At 63.5% G+C, this 6,840-nt stretch carries 6 protein-coding genes; 3 read left to right on the forward strand and 3 right to left on the reverse strand.

Annotated features, from left to right (window positions below; all coding sequences use genetic code 11):
* Positions 1-59 precede the first annotated feature (59 nt).
* The 3 genes from VMD50_RS06660 to gad all read left to right on the forward strand — a co-directional run bounded on the left by VMD50_RS06660 (position 60) and on the right by gad (position 3,637).
* Positions 60-1,094, forward strand: coding sequence for a hypothetical protein (locus VMD50_RS06660; RefSeq protein ID WP_325426059.1), 1,035 nt, complete (start codon positions 60-62; stop codon positions 1,092-1,094).
* A gap of 363 nt (positions 1,095-1,457) precedes the next feature.
* A complete protein-coding gene (locus tag VMD50_RS06665; RefSeq protein WP_325426061.1) occupies positions 1,458-1,919 on the forward strand; it encodes an Hsp20/alpha crystallin family protein in 462 nt (153 codons plus the stop codon).
* A gap of 335 nt (positions 1,920-2,254) precedes the next feature.
* Positions 2,255-3,637: a glutamate decarboxylase gene (gene gad / locus VMD50_RS06670; RefSeq protein WP_325426063.1), complete on the forward strand. Its 1,383-nt coding sequence runs from the start codon at positions 2,255-2,257 to the stop codon at positions 3,635-3,637.
* Between the two features lie 154 nt (positions 3,638-3,791).
* On the opposite strand, the gene VMD50_RS06675 is transcribed toward gad, so the two are convergent.
* The 3 genes from VMD50_RS06675 to VMD50_RS06685 all read right to left on the reverse strand — a co-directional run bounded on the left by VMD50_RS06675 (position 3,792) and on the right by VMD50_RS06685 (position 6,268).
* Complete coding sequence (locus tag VMD50_RS06675; RefSeq protein ID WP_325426065.1) at positions 3,792-4,769, reverse strand: SDR family oxidoreductase; 978 nt, start codon at positions 4,767-4,769, stop codon at positions 3,792-3,794.
* A gap of 207 nt (positions 4,770-4,976) precedes the next feature.
* On the reverse strand, positions 4,977-6,014 hold the full coding sequence (locus VMD50_RS06680; RefSeq protein ID WP_325426067.1) for a baeRF10 domain-containing protein: 1,038 nt from the start codon (positions 6,012-6,014) through the stop codon (positions 4,977-4,979).
* A gap of 74 nt (positions 6,015-6,088) precedes the next feature.
* Complete coding sequence (locus tag VMD50_RS06685) at positions 6,089-6,268, reverse strand: hypothetical protein (protein WP_325426069.1); 180 nt, start codon at positions 6,266-6,268, stop codon at positions 6,089-6,091.
* Positions 6,269-6,840 lie beyond the last annotated feature (572 nt).

Genomic DNA, 6,840 nt, shown 5'->3' on the forward strand with positions numbered 1-6,840 from the left:
GACTCAGTACGGTCACCAGGGACGTTTGGCCGTGTCGGGTACGGGTATGCCGGGGACCAATGCCAGGCGCCCCGTCATCGATCTTGCTAGTCGCCGATCCCGGTGTTCCGGCGGCGATCGCCGAACGCCTCTCGGATTCGCTCCCGAGTACGCTGGCGGACTGGGCTGGCGCGGATAGCGAGTGGGACGTGTCCGTGCGAAGCGACTCCTATCCGGTCGACGAGCACGCCGAGGTCTTAGAGGTGATCCGCACCGTCGACCTGGCTGGCGAGCCCGAGGACATCGTTATCTACCTGACCGATCTACCGCGACGTGTCGGGACGACGCCGGTGATTGTTGACATCAGCTTGGATAACCGATTCGGGCTGATCTCCATCCCTGGGGTGGGCGGTGTGTTCATCGATCGCCGGGTGAGGAACCTGGCGAGAACAGTCGTGACCGAGGTGATATGCCAGTCGGACAAGCAAAACCGATCCGTGAAGCGGCTGACGAGGACGCAGGAGGACGGTGTTGTCCGCTACGTCGCGCCGACCGCCCTGTCACGCCTGTACCTTCTGATGGGCATGGTTTACGCCAACCGTCCGTGGCGATTGGCTGCTGGTTTGTCCAAGGTGCTGATGGCGGCGTTCGCCGCTGGGGCCGTGAGCCTGGCATATCCGACAATGTGGCAGTTGTCCGACACGATGGGCCCGTGGCGGTTGAGCCTGGCGACGATCTTGGCGAGCGCAGCGATGATCGGGTGGCTCATCCTCCATCACAAATTATGGGAACGGCCGCCGTCGACCGGCGGACGTGAACGCGCGGTGTTGTACAACGCAGCGACCGTCGTCACCCTGACAATTGGCGTCGCCATTCTCCACATCGGGCTGTTCATCCTGCTGCTGCTGACGGCCTGGTGGACGCTTCCGCCGCAACTGGTCGCCCACAACATCGGCCACCCCGTCGGCCTGTCAACCTTGTTGCTGATGGGCTGGCTGGTGTCGGCGGTAGCAACATTGGGCGGTGCCCTGGGATCCGGGATGGAGGACGACGAGGCCGTCAAGGCCGCGGCATATGGGGTTCGGCAACGCAAGCGATTCGACAAATCGGACTGACGCACGTCCCCAAGTGGTGAGTCGGTTCCAACTCAGGTTTACGGTTGGCTTCATGCCCAGCCTGACGGTGGCGGGCCGCTGGCCACCCGCATCCAGGCGAACCGATTTCAGGTCTTTGTAGCTAGCGCGCGGCCTGTCGATCGCGCAGTGCGTGCGGCATCTTTTCTTTGGAAGTGGCTGTAACGGCTCGTCCCGGTGGACGGCAAGGTCGTTGTGGCCATCACCGCGGTCGTTCGGCCACGAAAAAGTTTGGACCCGGAGTGTGAAATGGCGGAGCCGGATTCGGCTTGACAGTACGACGCAGTCATCCGTGTCGGCAGTGCACTCTAGAACCACAAGCGGTACGAATGAGGAGGTTCAGTTATGACTCTGCCTGTACGACGTGCTGGTGCTACCCCGACGACGTGGCGCCCATTCCGTGGGTTTGAGGATATCTATTCGGAGTTCGACCGGCTCGTGCAGTCGCTAGTCGGTGGTACCGGCGGTGACGGTGCATGGTTGCCCGCCGCTGATGTGTCAGAGACTGACGCCGCCTACGTGGTCGAGATCGAGCTGCCCGGTGTGCGCCCCGGAGACGTCGACGTGGAGCTGGACGGCAATGAACTTGTGGTGACTGGCGAAGTCAAGGAGCGCAAGCGCGAGGGTCTGCTGCGGCGCCGCACGCGTCGTATCGGGAATTTCGAGTATCGCGTGACCCTGCCTGGTGACCTCAGGGCCGATGACGTCGAGGCTTCTCTTGCACATGGTCTGTTGACTGTTCATGTACCGAAGGCGCAATCCACCAAGCACAGCAAGATCGAGGTGTCGGAATCGAGCAGCAATTAAGGCGCGGCCGTTCCCCGGTCATGACACCGAATTACACGGTCACGACACCGAAGCTTGTCCAACACATAATTTGGAGTGCTATTCGGACGCCGGGCTGGCAACCATGAAGGACCGCCGACGCCGGGCCGTTGCCATGCTCTGACCTGTCGAGGCCGCGCTTCGACCCGGTGGGGTATGAACACCTGGGTGATTCGGTCCTCCAAGGTTGATGCGGGCCTCGCCAAACATCAGCTGGGATTAGCTCCATAAGCGCGGGTTTCGACGGCGACGATGACAGTAGCGGTGCCGCAGCCCCTTCACAGCTAGCTCTGCCGCGGGCCATGCAGGAGGCAGTAATGACTCAATCGCGTCATCATTACCATGGTGGGGCCATCATGCCCGCTTACACCGGACGCTTTGAGATAAACCATATTCCGGCGCTGCGACTTCCGGCAGCTACGCAGGATCCACGGGTCGCGTACCGGTTTGTCCACGACGAGCTGATGCTCGATGGAAGTTCGCGGCTGAACCTAGCGACCTTCGTCACCACCTGGATGGAACCCGAGGCCGAGCAGCTCATGGCCGAGACGTTCGACAAGAATCTGATCGACAAGGACGAGTACCCGGCGACCGCTGCGATCGAGCAACGCTGTGTGAACATCGTCGCCGACCTATTCCACGCCCCCGGATTGTCGTCCGGCGACCCGGCCAGCGCGACTGGGGTGTCAACCGTTGGATCCTCTGAGGCAGTGATGCTCGGGGGGCTTGCACTGAAGTGGCGCTGGCGCGCGGCGCGCAAAGCCGCGAACCAGGATGCTACCCGCCCGAACCTGATACTAGGCAACAATGTTCAGGTCGTGTGGGAAAAGTTCTGCCGCTACTTCGACGTCGAGGCGCGCTATCTGCCGATCGAGAAGGGCCGCTACGTCGTCACCCCCGAGCAGGTGCGGCAGGCCGCCGACGAGAACACCATCGCAGTGGTCGCGATCCTCGGCACAACCTTCACCGGCGAGTTGGACCCGATCGCCGACATCGTCAGCGCGCTCGACGATCTCGCCGGCGCGGGCGGACCCGACGTCCCGGTGCACGTGGATGCGGCGATCGGTGGATTCGTCGTGCCCTTTTTGCACCCGCACCTGGAGTGGGATTTCCGGCTCGACCGGGTGGTCTCAATCAACGTCAGCGGCCACAAGTACGGACTCACGTACCCAGGCATCGGTTTTGTGGTGTGGCGCGGCCACGACTATCTGCCAGAGGATCTCGTGTTCCGGGTCAACTATCTGGGCGGCGAGATGCCGACGTTCACGCTGAACTTCTCCCGCCCCGGCAACGAAGTAGTCGGGCAGTACTACAACTTCTTGCGCCTCGGTCGCCGCGGGTACACCAGCATTATGTCGACGCTGCGCGACACCGCAGTGTGGCTTGGCAAGCAGATCGAGGCCATGCACGGGCTACAACTGGTCAGCGATGGCTCGGCGGTGCCTGTGCTGACATTCGAAGTGGCCGACGACGCCGGCTTCACGGCATTCGAAATCTCCCACGAGTTACGAGCCTTCGGCTGGCAAGTGCCGGCCTATACCATGCCTGCAAACGCGGAAGACGTTGCGGTGTTGCGCATCGTGGTTCGCGAAGGCTTCAACGCCGACCTGGCTGCGCACTTTCGCGATCGCCTGGCAGCCGTGTGCACTAGCCTGCATGAGCAGGGCGTGCGCGCACAATCCACTCCCGCGACGTACTGAGTCCATGCCGAGTCCGCGGAAGCCGACGATCCCACCAGCGTGGTCACCGCAGCCCCGCGCTGCCGCGATCGCCGAGAAGCCGATCCACGCCACAACATTGATCGGGTGACACCCTCACTGCGGCTCAACTTCAAGTAACCGGTCGAGCGAGTCGTCAGGAAGTTGGTATGAGCCCGAGACGGACGAGGCTTCCTGCGGTTGACAGGAGCGCTTCGTCGATTGCTCGGGGGGTAAAGCCTAGGACGGCCTTGGCCTTTCGGTTGGACGGTCGCGCGGTCCCACCGAGGACAGGTGATGCGGTGACGGAGTCGACGCTCACCCAGGCACGTAGGATCTGTGCGGCCTGTCGCATCGTGATGGGGCCGCCATCGCAGCAGGCAATGAAGCGCTGACCCGCGGCCGCGGGGTGCGTCATCGCGCGCAGATGGATGTCGGCAACGTCCCGCACATCAGCCACCGGAAACCGGAGGTTCGCCATCAATACCGGCTCCTCCCCGGCCATGAGCAGAGTCAGGATCGGGGCCAGAGAAGCGGAAATGTCGTCGCTGAGCGTCGGACCGAAGGTCGCGGTCGGGTTGACGACACTGAGTTCGGTTCGGCCGGCTTCGTTTTGAGCGAAGTCCCACGCCGCGCGTTCGGCGAGCACCTTGGACTTGACGTAGGCAGTAATGCCTTCGCCGTCGAGATCGGTCCAATCATCCTCGGTGAACTCGCGGTCGACATTGCGGTGGCCGCAGCCGATGGCGACGAACGACGACGTGAGCACGACCCGCTTGACACCCACGTCGCGCGCGGCGCGCAGGACGCGAAGCGTGCCGTCACGAGCGGGCACGATCACCTCGTCTTCGTGGGCGGGCTCATCAGGTGGGTAAGGCGAGGCAACATGGAGGACGAAGGCGCTACCGTCGATCGCCTCGGGCCAGCCGGCATCGGAGGTGAGGTCGGCGACGGCGAATGTGAGGTTATCGTTGGGCGTTACGCCAGCATGCGCGACCATGTTTCGGACGTCGGTCTCGCGTTCGGCCGATCTCACGGTGGTGCGGACAAGGTAGCCGGCGTTCAGCAGTGCGAAGACGCAGTGAGAACCCACGAATCCCGACCCTCCGGTGACGAGAACCCGTTCGTCCTCCATGGCGCAGCCCACCTCAGCTCGTTCGTAACATGTCGCCCTGCCATCATGATTGCCGCCAACCATTGATGCCTCCTTCCGGTGAGACGGATTTGGCCACCCGGAATCGTCCTGCCGGGCGCATTAGAACCAAATACGCAGTGCATCACGCACGCCGTCCTGTTCGTGTCTGCCCAGGCTCGACGCCCCGTGCAATATCTTCCAGACCCGTCATGGTTCGGGTGGAGGCCGAAACCGCAACGACGCCGCGGCCACACACTCCGTGAGGACCGTATGGGCGGAGACGTGTTTAATGGCGCCACCATCGTCTATGACGACCTGCACGAGTTCGTCGATCACGTCGGGCACGGGCCGCACCGGCCGATCGCACAATGGGCACGTATCGCCCGCGAGGGCCAGCCAGTGATCGCGGTCGCAGATCACCCCGGGTGCGATCGCGCCGTCTTGAATTAAGAGGCGATTGATGGCGGAAACGCTGCCGGCCCACAGGCACGGCTCAAGGCCGAGCACGGCCAAACCCCCAGCAGCCGACGTCTCAACGACCTCGGCGACCAGACGCTCCTCCCCGGCGCGCTCGTAGCGGTCCACAATCGCGGTGGCCTGCCGTTTGAGCTCGCCAAAGCTGCTCCTCGCGTCGTCGTCGACTGGGAAGGTGCCGGCGAGCGCCCCCCGCAGTTCATCGGTGAGCAGGTCGAGGAAGCGCGGCAGTTCTGGGCGATGGCCGCCGACGATCAACAGCTCGAATTCGCCGCCCCGATAAAGCTTGTCGATCATGGTTATCACTTCACGGAAGTGCCTCGTGGTCAGCTCCTCAAGCTTGTCCTGGTTTCGGCCCGGCTTGGCGGAAAGCGAGAGCGCGCCCCGCTCCCTTATTTCGTCGCGATAGAGCTCCCAGAGGCGGGCGCCCTCTCGGTCGACCGCGGCGACGCAACAGCGGGGGTACTCGTCGAGCACGGCCAGCATCGGGCGGACCCAGGTGGTTTCGTCGACGATGACCCGCTCTCGGACCTGTCGTGGCAAAATCGCTTTCTCGAAAAACCCGCGGCCGCTGCAGGAGAACAGCGCAACCGCGCCGGGCGGCCAGCGTTCCTGCCCCGCCACATTCATGATTCGGTCGATGTCGCCGCGTATGGACATCCTGGCGTCGTGGCCGAGGCTACGATCGCTGGCCATCGGCCGGATGACGTGCAGCTGACTATCCACCTCGCTGCGCAGGCTGACAACGCGGCCTTGCGGCTGGCAGGGCACTCGGGCGTACAGGGACACAACCGGCAGGCCCTGTCCATTGAACCGCAGGATCCGGTTGACGGTATCGGCCGTGATCACGCTGTCGACGCAAGTTGGCTCTCGGTTCGACGACGCACCTGCATGAACTGATCGGCAAGCCATACCAGCGCGGCGCCATTGGGATTCACCCCGGGAATGATGTCGAGCATTTGGTAAGCGTCGGCGACGCACTTCGCGAGAAAGTCCCGCTCTCTGTCCTCGTTGGCTGTTGTCATATCGGGCTCCTGAGGGTTTGTCCGGTCCGAGATGGACACCCGGGCCTCGACTAACCTTGCCCGACTGGGCCACCGCAGAACTGGGCACTGCAGCACAAGATGCTGGGGCCCGAATAGGCCTGACGAGTCAGATGAGCTGCTACACCTCTCAGCCGCCGACGTGGTCTCCGCATGTGGCTAAGTAAGTGGCAGCCACTGGCCTCCGGTGCACTCCGGGCTGCCGCCGGCATCCTCGCCGATGCGCCGGTGAGGATGAATCCGGTCGCAGTGGCAGCGCACTTCAGCGACGAGGTGTTGCGAGAAACCGCTGCGATCTCCGCGGCGCGAGCATGATTCCGACAGATCACGTAGAGCCCGTCGGCCAACCTGCTAGGGCCACACGCCCGCGCAATTACATGTGACCAGACTCGACGGCAAACCGTCGAGGAGGAACACACCTTTAACGCCAACATCATCCGCCACCCGTACCCCGACCAGATGGTCCTCGCCAGCTGCCGGGTCGATGCGATCCTGACGGTCACCGGCGGAGTTCAGCGAATGCGGCGACTGGGGTCGGAGCGGCTCATGCGTGC

Source organism: Mycobacterium sp. (assembly GCF_035506235.1).
Lineage (GTDB): Bacteria > Actinomycetota > Actinomycetes > Mycobacteriales > Mycobacteriaceae > Mycobacterium.